General features: G+C 64.1%; 8 protein-coding genes. 4 read left to right on the top strand and 4 right to left on the bottom strand.

Features of this window, described 5'->3' with window-relative positions:
* Nucleotides 1–49: 49 nt before the first annotated feature.
* The 4 genes from QX039_RS26645 to QX039_RS26630 form a co-directional block, all read right to left on the bottom strand.
* Nucleotides 50–877: a hypothetical protein gene (locus QX039_RS26645; RefSeq protein WP_315739808.1), complete on the bottom strand. Its 828-nt coding sequence runs from the start codon at nucleotides 875–877 to the stop codon at nucleotides 50–52.
* Between the two features lie 716 nt (nucleotides 878–1,593).
* Nucleotides 1,594–2,871: a formyl-CoA transferase gene (gene frc, locus QX039_RS26640; RefSeq protein WP_315739807.1), complete on the bottom strand. Its 1,278-nt coding sequence runs from the start codon at nucleotides 2,869–2,871 to the stop codon at nucleotides 1,594–1,596.
* Between the two features lie 65 nt (nucleotides 2,872–2,936).
* Nucleotides 2,937–4,670 carry an oxalyl-CoA decarboxylase gene (gene oxc, locus QX039_RS26635; protein ID WP_315739806.1) on the bottom strand — a complete coding sequence of 578 codons (1,734 nt, stop codon included), beginning with the start codon at nucleotides 4,668–4,670 and terminating at the stop codon, nucleotides 2,937–2,939.
* Nucleotides 4,671–4,731: 61 nt separating this feature from the next.
* The gene (locus QX039_RS26630) at nucleotides 4,732–5,427 is read right to left on the bottom strand and encodes a GntR family transcriptional regulator (RefSeq protein ID WP_409998125.1); all 696 of its coding nucleotides are present in this window, start codon (nucleotides 5,425–5,427) and stop codon (nucleotides 4,732–4,734) included.
* Between the two features lie 225 nt (nucleotides 5,428–5,652).
* Here QX039_RS26630 and QX039_RS26625 point away from each other — a divergent pair, with 225 nt between their 5' ends.
* The 4 genes from QX039_RS26625 (at nucleotide 5,653) to gcl (ending at nucleotide 13,485) form a co-directional block, all read left to right on the top strand.
* On the top strand, nucleotides 5,653–7,794 hold the full coding sequence (locus QX039_RS26625) for an acetate--CoA ligase family protein (protein WP_315739805.1): 2,142 nt from the start codon (nucleotides 5,653–5,655) through the stop codon (nucleotides 7,792–7,794).
* A 125-nt stretch (nucleotides 7,795–7,919) separates the two neighbouring features.
* Entirely contained in the window at nucleotides 7,920–8,753 is an 834-nt protein-coding gene (locus QX039_RS26620) for an IclR family transcriptional regulator (protein ID WP_315739804.1), read from the top strand.
* Between the two features lie 972 nt (nucleotides 8,754–9,725).
* On the top strand, nucleotides 9,726–11,528 hold the full coding sequence (locus tag QX039_RS26615) for an adenine deaminase (protein ID WP_315770442.1): 1,803 nt from the start codon (nucleotides 9,726–9,728) through the stop codon (nucleotides 11,526–11,528).
* Nucleotides 11,529–11,697: 169 nt separating this feature from the next.
* Nucleotides 11,698–13,485, top strand: a complete 1,788-nt coding sequence (gene gcl, locus QX039_RS26610) for a glyoxylate carboligase (RefSeq protein ID WP_315770441.1) — start codon at nucleotides 11,698–11,700, stop codon at nucleotides 13,483–13,485.
* Nucleotides 13,486–13,489 lie beyond the last annotated feature (4 nt).

The raw sequence follows: 13,489 nt of genomic DNA, 5'->3' as shown, positions 1-13,489 counted from the left end.
GCTGTTCGACAGCTTGGTCGGATTGCCGACCGACAGGCACTTGCGGCGCTCATGGATCGTAGATGATCTTCGCCGTGATGCCCAATCGGGCCGCGACCGCATCGACCTCTTCCTGACTTTGTGGATAGGCTTCAAAGACGATGTTTGCCTTAAAGAGACGCGGATAATATCTCGGGTTGAGCGTCCATAGGATGTCGTGATCCACCCCTGTCTCTGCGTAGAGGCTGGCCACTCTTCGTCTCACGTAGATGCTGTCGGGCGGCATCACAGACGAGGGATCGATGGCTCTCTCCCAAAGAAACCGAGCTTGGCGCGCCGATGAGTATTCGACGGTGTCGCTTCCCTCGCGACATGGTCCACGCCGCAAGCCCCTCGGACCGCCGTCGCGTGGTGTCTTGAGGAATGCACAATAGGGACGGGCCGGGTCGCTGCTTTGGGGATTATGCCAGAGAACGAGGGCGTCCTTGAGCACGTAAGTTTGGTCGGGAGCGGTGATGATGAATTCGGCGCAGGCCGAGAAGCAGTAGTCATAGACGACAACGGTCGCATGCCGCTCGCGAATGAGATCGGCGAGTTCGAGGGCTTTGTCTTCCCTCCCGCCGGTGCTGCGGATGACGAAGAGCCCACCAAGCTCGAGTACTTTCGTCAGTGATACGTCGACTTCTGGAAGCATCGTCGTGTCGAAACACATGATGCGCTTGTCCGGGCTCAGCGTCATGGCTCTCGGCGGCCAGATCGACCGGCAATAGGAGACCGCACGGTCATAGCTCTCGCGATCACTCGCGTCGTCCAGAGCACGTGCAACGCCGGTCGGCGCTGAAAGCACGGCGGACATCAGGGAAATGAGCAGCCAGCCTTTTTGAAACCAATGGGCCACTGGGAGGCCTCCTCAACGGACGTCTCGCTTTCATTTCGGAAGTCGATGGTTTCGCTAACAGTGCACCCGGTGTTCATTGGCCCCGAGATTCTACGATTTCCCGCGAAAGCTCAAGGATAGCGTTTGCACCTCGCTGGTAGGCCGAACCATCAACTGAATACATGGTCGTGCCGTCCCGGATCGTGATTCGGCTTACGACCGTTCGCCCAAGCGCGGTGGCTAAGTTCAATAGTGTTTGCTCAATTTTTTCCCTGGCCGGTAGGTCTCGGTTCTGTAGTGTAGAATGGATGTATTCTCTCTCTGACGGCTGGGCGTCCACGAGTTTCGCGCGCTGTTTCAGCCGCGCATTGGCGACATGTCGCATAATTCGCTTTTCGGCAAAGAAGGGGCAGAATTGCCCGACACGGCCAGTCTGCAAGCGTGCCCGAGGGTCTGGCAATGTGTTCGATCGCACGAGACTAACATGAAGTCGCGACCAAGGTCAGCTCTGGGTTATACGGTCGAAACGTCGGCGACTGCGTCATGTCCGCTTCACCCTGAGGCCGGCCGTGGCCCGTAATGGTGATCCGCAGCGCAGGCCGAGACCAAGGTCCCCGCCGGTGTCTGCGGAAGAGACATCAATCTTTCACCGCAAAAGTCAAAAAGCCGCCGGGCGATGCCGGCGGCTTTTGAGTCGATGGAACGCATACGCGCGGCGTTCGCGCCGCGCCCGTCCTTTACTCCGCGGCTTCCTTGCGCGGCGGATCGAGCGCGCCGGAGTCGTGGATTTCGGCGACCTGGTGGTCGCTGAAGCCCAGCACCTGGCGCAGGACCTCGTCGGTGTGCTCGCCGAGCAGCGGCGAGCGGGTGACGTCGGCCGGGCTGTCCGACAGCTTGATCGGGTTGCCGACCGAGAGATACTTGCCGCGGGTCGGATGGTCGACCTCGACCAGGGTGCCGGTCTTGCGCAGCGACTCGTCCTCGGCGATTTCCTTCATCGACAGGATCGGGCCGCAGGGGATGTCGAACTCGTTCAAGATGTCCATGGCCTCGAACTTGGTCTTGGTCATGGTCCACTGCTCGATCCGCCCGAAGATCTCGTTCAGGCGCGGCAGGCGGGCGGCGGGCTTGGCGTAGTTCGGATCGGTCTTCCAGGTCGGCTCGCCGATCACGTCGCAGATCTTCTCCCAGACCGGGGCCTGGGTGATGAAGTAGATGTAGGCGTTCGGGTCGGTCTCCCAGCCCTTGCACTTCAAGATGCGGCCCGGCTGGCCACCGCCGGAATCATTGCCGGCGCGCGGCACGGCATCGCCGAACGGCACGCCCTCGCCGAACTGGCTGTATTCCTTGAGCGGACCGTGGTCGAGGCGCTGCTGGTCGCGCAGCTTGACGCGGCAGAGGTTGAGCACGCCGTCCTGCATCGCGGCGGTGACGCGCTGGCCCTTGCCGGAGTGGGTGCGCTGATAGAGCGCGGTGACGATGCCGAGCGCGAGGTGCAGGCCGGTGCCGGAATCGCCGATCTGCGCGCCGGTGACCAGCGGCAGGCCGTCACGGAAGCCGGTGGTCGAGGCGGCGCCGCCGGTGCACTGCGCGACGTTCTCGTAGACTTTGCAGTCCTCGTAGGGGCCAGGGCCAAAACCCTTGATCGACGCCACGATCATCTTCGGGTTGATCGCCTGGATCTTCTCCCAGGGGAAGCCCATGCGATCGAGCACGCCGGGGCCGAAATTCTCGACCAGCACGTCGCACTTCTTGATCAGCTCGGTCAGAACCTCCTTGCCCTTGGGGTTCTTGGTGTCGAGCGTAATCGACCGCTTGTTGTGGTTCAGCATCGTGAAATAGAGGCTGTCCACGTTGGGGATGTCCTGGAGCTGGCCGCGGGTGATGTCACCCACGCCCGGCCGCTCCACCTTGATCACGTCGGCGCCGAACCAGGCCAGCAGCTGGGTGCAGGTCGGTCCGGACTGGACGTGGGTGAAATCGAGAATGCGAACGCCCTCGAGCGCCTTGGTCATGTGTTGCTCTCCGTAACGAATGGTCATCCCGCAACTCGCGGGCAGGTGATGTCTTGCGGGTGGCCTTACTTCTTCTTCGTCAGCACGCTCTGCGGATTGAGGTTGCCGATACGGCCGCTCTCGGATCCGGCTGCAGGATCGATCACGGCATTGATCAAGGTCGGCTTGCCGGAATCCATCGCTTCGTTGACGGCGCGCTTCAGCTCGTCTGGCGAGGTCGCGTTGACGCCGACGCCGCCGAAGGCTTCCATCATCTTGTCGTAGCGGGCGCCCTTGACGAATACGGTGGTCGCCGGATCGTCGCCCGCCGAGTTCTGGTCGGTGCCGCGATAGATGCCGTCATTGTTGAAGATGACGACGCAGATCGGAAGATTGTAGCGGCAGATCGTCTCGACCTCCATGCCGGAGAAGCCGAAGGCGCTGTCGCCCTCGATCGCCAGCACCGGCTTACCGGTCTCGACCGCGGCGGCGATGGCCGAGCCCATGCCGATGCCCATCACGCCCCAGGTGCCGACGTCCAGGCGCTTGCGCGGCTGGTACATGTCGATCACGCCGCGGGCGAGGTCGAGCGTGTTGGCGCCCTCGTTGACCAGGATCGCGTCCGGACGCTCCTTGATGATGGTGCGGAGCACGCCGAGCGCGCCGTGATAGTCCATCGGCGAGTTGTTGTTCATCAGCCGCGGCGCCATCTTGGCGACGTTGTCCTCGCGCTTCTTCTGCACCGAAGAGGTCCACTCGACCGGTGCCTTGGCCCAGTTGCTGCCCATCGCCTCGGAGAAGGCCGTGACGACCGAGCCGATGTCGCCGACCACGGGGGCGGCGATCTCGACGTTGGAGTCCATCTCCTTCGGCTCGATGTCGACCTGGATGAACTTCTTAGGTAGCTCGCCCCAGCTCTTGCCCTTGCCGTGCGACAAGAGCCAGTTGAGGCGGGCCCCGATCAGCATGACGACGTCGGCGTCCTTCAGCACGGTGGAACGTGCGGCGCCGGCGCATTGCGGATGCAGGTCGGGCAGCAGGCCCTTGGCCATGCTCATCGGCAGGAACGGCGCGCCGCTCTTCTCGACGAAGGTCTTGATCGCCTCGTCGGCCTGGGCATAGGCAGCGCCCTTGCCGAGGATGATCAGCGGGCGCTTCGCGTTCTTCAACAGATCGAGCGCGCGCTTGACCGAGTCGGGGGAGGGGATCTGCGCCGGAGCCGGATCGATCACCTTGACCAGCGAGGCTGCGCCGGCCTGCGCATTCATCACCTGGCCGAACAGTTTTGCCGGCAGGTCGAGATAGACGCCGCCGGGGCGGCCCGAGACGGCGGCACGGATCGCGCGGGCGAAGCCGATGCCGATGTCCTGCGCGTGCAGCACGCGGAACGCCGCCTTGCACAGCGGCTTGGCGATCGCGAGCTGATCCATCTCTTCGTAGTCGCCCTGCTGCAGGTCGACGATCTCGCGCTCCGAGGAGCCCGAGACCAGGATCATCGGGAAGCAGTTCGTCGTCGCATGCGCGAGCGCAGTGAGGCCGTTGAGGAAGCCGGGAGCCGAGACCGTGAGGCACACGCCCGGCTTCTTGGTGAGGAAGCCGGCGATCGCGGCGGCATAGCCGGCGTTCTGCTCGTGACGGAAGGAGAGTACGCGGATGCCTTCAGCCTGCGCCATGCGACCGAGATCGGTGATCGGGATGCCCGGCACGTTGTAGATCGTGTCGATCCCGTTCAGCTTCATCGCGTCGATGACGAGATGAAAGCCGTCCGTGAGCTCCTCGTGCGTGTCCGGTGCCTCGGTCTTAACAGCAGTCTGCGCCATGCGCCTCTCTCCCTGGTCGTCTGTGAAGGCGCTTTGCGGCGTCTTCTTCTGTTTGAACCTGTCAGCTGAATAGTTCCTGGCCGTGCGTCTCGACATAGGTCGCGAGGCCCAGCGTGTGATCACGGGCGCGCTTTTCGGCGAGCTCGGTGTTGCGTTCCTCCAGCGCCTCGATGATCGCCAGATGCTCGGGCAGGGAGGCTGCGATACGGTCGGTGCGTCCGATCGTGAGCTGGCGATAGCCGCGCACGTGAAGGAGGATGTCGTTGGTCATGTCGACGAGCACGGGCGATTCCGACAGCGAGATCAGCGCCTGATGAAACGCGATGTTCGCCTTCGAATATTCCTCGATGTGCTCCTGCGGCGGGCGGTCCTTGCCGAAATCTTTGAAGTAGTCGCGCAGCGCGCTGATGTCCTTCTTGCGCGCGATCGTCGTGATCAGGCGCGCCGCCATGCTCTCCAGCGCCGCCCAGGCGCGGATCATGTCGACGATTTCGGTCTTGGTCCGGCGCACTACGACGATGCCACGACGCGGCACGGTCTTCACGAAGCCGTCCTGCTCCAGCATCGCGATCGCTTCGCGGATAGGCGTGCGGCTGACACCGAGGCGCTCGGACAGAGCGCGCTCGTCGAGCATCACCGGCTCGGGCGACGCGTAGATGTCCATCTTGAGAATGGCTTCTTTCAAGGCCTCGTAGGCCTTATTCTTGAAGCTCGTCTCCGGGGCGATGCGAGTGATCGCGATGTCGGCCTCGGCCATGATGGGCAATGCCTTGTTTGTTTTCTCTGTAGACAAGACCGATCTCCTCTCCTTGGGAGATGCCTGTGTACAGCATTTTGCGTCCAATATTTTTGGCATGCCAGATGCCAGACTGTCAAGGCGACCTATTTTCCGCGTTTCCACATCTTCGATGCGCTTGACAAAGTTTGCTTCTGGCATACCAAATGCCATAAACCGCGATCAATCCCCAGGAGGAAGCCCCCAATGTCTGACGCCATCCCGAACGCCAAGGCCACGATCCGCGAAGTGCTGGATCGGGTGAAGGCCGACAAGCGCACCAGCCTCACCGCCCCCGAGGGCAAGGTGGTCTGCGACGCCTATGGCATTCCGGTGCCGAAGGAGGGATTGGCCAAATCCGCCGCCGAGGCGGCCAAGCTGGCCGGCGACATGGGTTTTCCGGTCGTCATGAAGATCGTATCGCCCGACATTCTGCATAAGACGGAAGCCGGCGGCGTCATCGTTGGCGTCAAGACCGCTGACGACGCGCAGAAGGCGTATGAGACCATTCTCGCGAATGCGAAGAAGTACAAGGCCGACGCCAAGATCGAAGGCATCCAGGTACAGCAGATGCTGACCGGCGGGACCGAGGTGATCGTCGGTTCGATCACCGACGGATCGTTCGGCAAGCTGGTGGCCTTCGGCCTCGGCGGTGTGCTGGTCGAGGTGCTGAAGGATGTGACATTCCGCCTCGCCCCCGCCACCAAGGAAGACGCGCTGTCGATGCTCGACGGCATCCAGGCGCATGAGATGCTGAAGGGCGTGCGCGGCGGCGACGCGGTCAGCCGCGAGGCGCTGTCCGACGTCATCGTCAAGGTGTCGCAGCTGGTCAGCGATTTCCCGGAGATCGTCGAGCTCGACCTCAACCCCGTGTTCGCGACCAAGAACGGCGCGATCGCCGCCGACGTCCGTATCGTCGTCGATTTCGACTACAAGCCGCGTCCGGCGCCGCGCTCGAACGAGGAAATCGTCACCGCGATGAAGCGGATCATGATGCCGAAGGCGATCGCCGTGATCGGCGCCTCCGCCGAGGACGGCAAGATCGGCAACTCGGTGATGAAGAACCTGATCAATGGCGGCTACAAGGGCGAGATCTATCCGATCCATCCCAAGGCCTCCGAGATCCTCGGCTACAAGGCCTATAAGAGCGTCAAGGACGTGGCCGGTGTGATCGACACGGCGGTGTTCGCGATTCCCGCCAAGTTCGTCGCCGGCGCGTTGATCGAATGCGGCGAGAAGCAGATCCCCGGCGCGGTGCTGATTCCCTCGGGCTTTGCCGAAGCCAACGAGCCCGAGCTGCAGGCCGAGATCGTCGAGATCGGCAAGAAGTACAACGTCCGCCTGATGGGGCCGAACATCTACGGCTTCTACTACACGCCGGCCAATCTCTGCGCGACCTTCTGCACGGCCTACGACGTCAAGGGCCACGCGGCGCTGTCGTCGCAGTCGGGCGGCATCGGCATGGCGATCATCGGCTTCTCGCGCTCGGCCAAGATGGGCGTCTCGGCGATCGTCGGCCTCGGCAACAAGTCCGACATCGACGAGGACGATCTGCTCGCCTTCTTCGAGCAGGACCCCAACACCAATTTGATCGCCCAGCACTGCGAGGACCTCAAGGACGGCCGCGCCTTCGCCGAAGCCGCCAAGCGCGTTTCCAAGAAGAAGCCGGTCATCGTGCTCAAGGCCGGCCGCACCTCGGCCGGCGCCAAGGCCGCCTCGTCGCACACCGGCGCGCTTGCCGGCAACGACAAGATCTACGAGGACGTGCTCAAGCAGTCGGGCGTCATCCGCGCCCGCTCGCTGCGCCAGTTGCTCGAATTCGCCCGCGGCGTGCCGGTGCTGCCGACGCCGAAGGGTGAGAACGTCGTCATCATCACCGGCGCCGGCGGATCGGGCGTGCTGCTCTCCGACGCCGTCGTCGACAACGGCATGTCGCTGATGGCGATGCCCGCGGATCTCGATGCCGCCTTCCGCAAGTTCATCCCGCCGTTCGGTGCCGCCGGCAACCCGGTCGACATCACCGGTGGCGAGCCGCCGATCACCTATGTGAACACGGTCAAGCTCGGCCTGTCGGACGACCGCATCCACGCGCTGATCCTCGGCTACTGGCACACGATCGTGACCCCGCCGATGGTGTTCGCGCGCAACATGGTCGAGGTGAAGAAGGAGATGGAGGCCAAGGGCTTCGTCAAGCCGATCGTCGCCTCGCTCGCCGGCGACGTCGAGGTCGAGGAAGCCGCCGAATATCTCTACCAGAACGGCATCCCGGCCTATGCCTATTCGACCGAGCTGCCGGTCGAGGTGCTCGGCGCCAAGTACAAGTGGGCGCGCGGCGCCGGCCTGCTCTGATTGATCTGACGCGAATGCCGCTCCGGCCCCTCGCCGGAGCGGCACTTTCTTTGTAGGCATACCCAAGCAAGATCCGTCCGTCCTGCAACGGCGCCGCCTTCGATGACGGTGCAAAGAGGCGCCACGTGATCCGTCGCAAGACGATTGAGTCCCGCGCAGATGCCGCGGCCGAGCCCCGCGACGGCGGCGTGCAATCCGTCGGACGCGCCCTGCAGATCCTTGAGATTCTCGCCGAGGACGATGAAGGCTATCGCCTCAGCGATCTCGCCGTGCGTGCGGGCTTGTCGACCTCCACCGTCCATCGATTGCTGACGACGCTGGAAAAGCGCCGCTTCGTGCAGTTCGACCGCATGGAGTCGAAATGGCATGTCGGCGCGCAGAGCTTTGCCGTCGGCGCGACCTTCACGCGCCGGCGCAATTTCGTGGCGCTGGCGATTCCCTATCTGCGAAGGCTGCGCGACCAGTCGCGCGAGACCGCCAATCTCGCCGTCGTCGACGATGAATCGCTGATGGTGCTGATGCGGCTGGAGAGCCGCGAGATCATGCGCTCGCTGACCAAGGTCGGCGGCCGCTTGGCGATGGTCGCCTCCGGCATGGGCAAGGCCGTGCTCGCGACCTATTCCGACGACGACGTCAACGGCATCATCCACCGCCAGGGCATGCCGCGCCTGACCGAGAAGTCCATCATCCGCGCCAGCGACCTGTTCCGCGAGCTCGAGACCATCCGCCGCCAGGGCTATGCCGTCGACGACGAGGAGGCGCGCATCGGCCTGCGCTGCATCGCCGCCGTCGTCCACGATTCCTGCCGCGAGCCGTTGGCGGCGATCTCGGTCTCGGGCCTGGCGAGCCGGCTGACCGATGAGCGGGTGGCTGTGATCGGAGCAATGGTGCGGGATGTCGCGGCCGAGCTCACGGCGGCGCTCGGCGGCGTGACGCCGCCGGCCGGAACGTTTCGGTAACAGGATGTTTCGGCAGGGTGCAACGTTTCGATGACAGTGCAACTGACTCCAACGCACGGGCGGAGGGGTGAGTGCACCATCACCGGAATGATTCCCTTGTTCGTCGCTTGGGGCGCCTTCCGTCCAAAATTCAGCTCAACCCTTTCCTCGCGTGCCGTTGAGCGATTTCGCGCTTCTGCTCGTTGCCGATATGCAATCTCTATGATACTATCCTAATAAATGTAATTTAAAGTTGCCGTTGCACTTACTAGGCTAAGCGGCGTCGGTGCGACCGTCCCGCAAAGCTGGAGTGTCGGGCGATAACAAATGTTGTTCGCCCTGAAGCCGGCCAACGTTCTGAAGCCGCGGCCTGATTATGAAGGCCTTGCAAACGAAGGGAGCTTGATATGGCCACTCATGTGCGGACGAAATCGCGGTCAGCCAACCACGGCGACGACTTGACTGCGTGGCATCGGCGAAGGAGGGGCGGGAGCATTCCGATCATCGGTGCCTTGGCCCTCGGCCTGTTATTTGTCTCCGAATCGGCATTCGCCCAGGCCCCGGGCCCGGGGACTTGCACAGCCGTCAAGCGTGCCTCCCCGCGTGGACCTCATTGCGTCCTTACGCAAGACCATTGCACCAAAGGCAACAAGGCGCACATGACGCTCACGGCAGCCGGCTGCAACTGCGTCTGCGCGCCGTAGCAGCAGTGAGCATTGCCGCGTTGTGAAGGAGCGTCCGTAAGGACGCTTCGGCCCGGCCTGAGTTGCTGTCGAGCTCCCTGGCTCGTCGGCTCGAGCGTTGGGCAATCCGATGTTGCGGTCCGTCTCCGAGGACAATGGAGGCGCGGATATTTCGAGGGGAGGGACGAGGGGGCTATTCACCCGCTGCTCAAGCCGTGGTCAGGGCTGCCGATCTATTTGGGCTTGCCGGGACGCGTGCATCGCGCAACCATCGCGGTGCATCGCCCAACACGTCCAGCGAGTTCGTGCCATGACCAAACTCACCCGCTTCTCGGTCGCCCCTCTGCACACGATGACGCGGCGCCTCGCCGATGTCGCTTCGGGCCGCGTTGCGCCCGATCTCGTGATCACCGGCGCGCGCGTGCTTTCGACCTATTCGGAGCGCATCCACCCCTCGCGCGAACTGTGGATCACCGGCGGGCGGGTCGCGGCGGTGAAGCCGGCTGGTGCCCACAAGGCGCTCGGCAGCGGTTTCGCGCTCCATGACGCGGCCGGCGGCATCATCGCGCCGGGGCTGGTCGATCCGCACATCCACATCGAATCCTCGATGGTGACGGCCTGCGCCTATGCCGAGGCCGCGCTGCTCAACGGCACGACGACGATCTTCTGCGACAGCCACGAAATCGGCAACGTGATGGACGTCGCCGGTGTCGAGGCGATGCTGGAGGATGCGCGGCAGGCGCCGCTGTCGATCTTCCTCACCGTGCCCTCGACGGTGCCGGCGACATCGGCGGCGCTGGAGACCGCGGGCGGCGACCTCACGCCGGACAAGATCGCCGGCCTGTTCGATCGCTGGCCCGAGGCGGTCGCGCTCGGCGAGAAGATGGATTTCGTGCCGGTCTGCATGGGCGACGAGCGCAGCCATGCCATTCTCGCCGCGGCCCTGCAGCGGGGACGGCCGGTGTCAGGCCATGTCTATGGCCGCGAATTCGTCGCCGCCTATGCGGCGAGCGGTGTCACCGACACGCATGAGGCGATCGACCGCGACATCGCCGATGATCTCCTGGATGCCGGCGTCTGGATCTTCCTGCGCGGTGGTCCGCCCACGACCCCGTGGCACAGCCTGCCGCAGGCGATCCGCACCATCACCGAGCTCGGCGCCTCGCACAAGCGCACGGCGGTGTGCACCGACGATCGCGATGCCGACGATCTCATGCTGTTTGGACTCGACTGGGTGGTGCGCGAGGCGGTGAAGGCGGGGATGTCGCCGGAGCAGGCGTGGTCGATGGGCTCGCTGCACGGCGCGACGCGCTTTGCGATGGATGGCGAGATCGGCGGCCTCGGCGGCGGCCGCCGCGCCGATCTGGTTTTGCTCGACGACGGCCTCAAGCCGCAAACGACCTGGTATGGCGGCGAGCTCGTCGTCGACAAGGGCAGGATCACGCCGCGTCTCGATCAGGCGCTGTCGCAGCGCTATCAGTATCCGAAGGCCGCCTATGCCACGGTGAAGCTGCCGGCGCAGATGAAACTGACGCCGGAGCTGCCGACCAAGGCGTGCACCGTGAATGCGATCAAGACGGCGCTGCCGGGCATCACGCTGATCCATGACAAGGTCGCGATCGAGCCGGCGAACGATTGGGAAACTCTGTTCGCGCGCCATGGGCTCTGTTTCGTCGCGGTGATCGAGCGCCACGGCAAGTCGGCTGGCAATGTGGCGCATGGGCTCTTGAAGGATTTCGGCCTGAAGCGCGGCGCCGTCGCGTCCAGCGTCGGCCATGACAGCCACAACATCATCGTCGCCGGCACCAACGAAGCGGACATGCAGGCGGCCGTCGCCGCGATCGGCGCGCACCAGGGCGGTGTCTGCGTCGTTGCCGATGGCAAGGTGAGGGCGATGGTGCCGCTGCCGATCGCAGGCCTGCTGTCGGACAAGCGCGTCACCGAGGTCGCCGATGAGGTCAAGCTTTTGAAGACCGAATGGGTGGAGGCGGGCTGCACCATTCCCTACATGGGCTTCAATCTGATTCCCCTATCGGTCATTCCGGAAATTCGTATCACCGACAAGGGCCTCGTGCTGGTGCCGCAGATGGAGCTCGCGCCGCTGTTCGAATAGCGTGATCGAGCCGTCATGCTGTTAGGACATGTCAGCTGACTTCTGTCCTAACTAACTGAGGCCGCCGCGGTTTTGCCGAGCGTGCCGCATCGTGGGAAAAATCGACGAGTGAATTGAGATCGTAGCTGCCAGCAGCGAAGCTCGCGCATCAACCAGAGGGAGGCGCGAGATGGCGAAGATGCGGGCGATCGATGCTGCGGTGCGTATCTTGGAGAAGGAAGGCGTCACCTGCGCCTTCGGCGTTCCCGGAGCTGCAATCAACCCGCTCTATTCCGCGCTGCAGCGGCGCGGCTCGATCCGCCACATTCTCGCCCGCCACGTCGAGGGCGCCTCGCACATGGCCGAGGGCTACACCCGCGCCAAGGCCGGCAACATCGGCGTGTGCATCGGCACCTCGGGCCCGGCCGGCACCGACATGATCACCGGGCTCTATTCGGCGATCGCAGACTCCATTCCAATCCTCTGCATCACCGGCCAAGCGCCGCGGGCCCGGCTCCACAAGGAGGATTTCCAGGCCGTCGATATCGAGCAGATCGCCAAGCCCGTGACCAAATGGGCGGTCACGGTGCGCGAGCCTGGCCTCGTGCCGCGCGTGTTCAGCCAGGCTTTCCACATCATGCGCTCCGGCCGCCCGGGACCGGTGCTGATCGACCTGCCGCTCGACGTGCAACTCGCCGAGATCGAGTTCGACGACGAGACCTACACGCCGCTGCCGGTCTACAAGCCCGCGGCGAGCCGCAAGCAGATCGAGAAGGCGCTGGAGATGCTCAATGCCGCCGAGCGCCCGCTGATCGTCGCCGGCGGCGGCATCATCAACGCCGATGCCAGCGAACTCCTCGTGACGTTCGCCGAGACCGTGAACGTTCCTGTCGTGCCGACCCTGATGGGCTGGGGCGCCATTCCCGACGATCATGTGCTGATGGCCGGCATGGTCGGCCTGCAGACCAGCCACCGTTATGGCAACGCCAATTTCCTGGAGTCCGATTTCGTGCTCGGCATCGGCAACCGCTGGGCCAACCGCCACACCGGATCGATCGAGACCTACACCAAGGGTCGCAGCTTCGTGCATGTCGACATCGAGCCGACCCAGATCGGCCGCGTGTTCAATCCCGATCTCGGCATCGTCTCGGACGCCAAGGCGGCGCTCGAGCTGTTCATCACCGTCGCGCGCGAGTGGCGCAAGGCTGGCAAGCTGCGCGAGCGGCAGGCGTGGCCCGCGGCGTGCCAGGATCGCAAGCGCACGATGCTCAGGCGGAGCGATTTCGACCAGGTGCCGATCAAGCCGCAGCGCGTCTATCACGAGATGAACAAGGCGTTCGGCCGCGACACCTGCTATATCAGCGTCATCGGCCTGTCGCAGATCGGTGGCGCCCAGTTCCTCAGCGTCCACCGCCCGCGCCACTGGATCAATGCGGGGCAGGCGGGTCCGTTGGGCTGGACCCTGCCGGCTGCGCTCGGTGTACGCGCCGCCGATCCCAAACGCGAGATCGTCGCGCTCTCGGGCGACTATGATTTCCAGTTCCTGATCGAGGAGCTCGCGGTCGGCGCCCAGTTCAACCTGCCTTACATCCACGTCGTCGTGAACAACGCCTATCTCGGCCTGATCCGGCAGGCGCAGCGCGGCTTCTCGATGGACTACCAGGTCCAGCTGTCGTTCGAGAACATCAATGCGCCGGAGGTTGGCGGCTACGGCGTCGATCACATAGCCGTCGCCGAAGGTCTCGGCTGCAAGGCCATCCGCGTGACCGATCCCGACAAGGCGCAGGCGGCGTTTGCGATCGCGCGCGAATGGATGGCGGAGTACCAGGTGCCTGTCGTGGTCGAGTTCGTGCTCGAACGCGTCACCAACATTGCGATGGGGACCGAGATCGACAACGTCGTCGAATTCGAGGAGGTGCTCGACCTGCCGGTCGACGACACCCCGGCCGAGCCGCCGCGCACCTTGCAGCCGGCCTGATCGC

It is taken from the genome of Bradyrhizobium sp. SZCCHNR1043 (assembly GCF_032489675.1).
Lineage (GTDB): Bacteria > Pseudomonadota > Alphaproteobacteria > Rhizobiales > Xanthobacteraceae > Bradyrhizobium.
The sequence above is the reverse complement of the archived record's forward strand: the minus strand, read 5'-3'. Positions and strand labels throughout refer to the sequence as shown.

Coding starts and splice junctions, on each gene's coding strand:
- frc (WP_315739807.1), bottom strand. CDS start 2,871: ATGACCAAGGCGCTCGAGGGCGTTCGCATTCTCGATTTCACCCACGTC.
- oxc (WP_315739806.1), bottom strand. CDS start 4,670: ATGGCGCAGACTGCTGTTAAGACCGAGGCACCGGACACGCACGAGGAG.
- QX039_RS26630 (WP_409998125.1), bottom strand. CDS start 5,427: ATGGCCGAGGCCGACATCGCGATCACTCGCATCGCCCCGGAGACGAGC.
- QX039_RS26625 (WP_315739805.1), top strand. CDS start 5,653: ATGTCTGACGCCATCCCGAACGCCAAGGCCACGATCCGCGAAGTGCTG.
- QX039_RS26615 (WP_315770442.1), top strand. CDS start 9,726: ATGACCAAACTCACCCGCTTCTCGGTCGCCCCTCTGCACACGATGACG.
- gcl (WP_315770441.1), top strand. CDS start 11,698: ATGGCGAAGATGCGGGCGATCGATGCTGCGGTGCGTATCTTGGAGAAG.